We start from the raw sequence: 447 nt of genomic DNA on the forward strand, positions 1-447 counted from the left end.
AACTGTCTGTGGGGTATTTGAAGTTGTTGACTGAGTAATACTTTGCTGAAATTAACCTACAGTAGGTTATTACAACTTATAGAAAGTATATTTTATCCATTTCAACTAAATTATAACTTTTTAAGTATAAGGATTGAACCTGCATTAGATTATTTTGTGGAGATGACCGCCGTGTTAACAAATGAGTTATTGATCAGCCAGCAAGCTCGTGACTTAGGAAATCAATTAATTAAAGAAATGAACATCAATAGAAGTTATGGAATGGCTAATTTTCTTGGAGTCAATTCTTGCTATGATAATCATCAGGCTGTACTTATTTGGACATTTCAACTGCTTGAAAGGGAACCTGCCTTAAATGAATTAGCAGAAATTAAAAAATATTTTCTTTTAATCTTTCCAGATAGTGTTTATCAATTAGCCTAAGTTGTTTTTAAAAATTATTTTTTT

General features: G+C 30.0%; 1 protein-coding gene. It reads left to right on the forward strand.

Going from position 1 to position 447, the window contains the following annotated elements:
* Positions 1-171 precede the first annotated feature (171 nt).
* Positions 172-423, forward strand: coding sequence for a hypothetical protein (locus tag GBI16_RS18505; RefSeq protein WP_120371323.1), 252 nt, complete (start codon positions 172-174; stop codon positions 421-423).
* The last annotated feature ends 24 nt before the right edge of the window (positions 424-447 follow it).

The organism is Acinetobacter sp. TUM15064 (assembly GCF_008980265.1).
In the GTDB taxonomy this organism is placed as follows: domain Bacteria; phylum Pseudomonadota; class Gammaproteobacteria; order Pseudomonadales; family Moraxellaceae; genus Acinetobacter.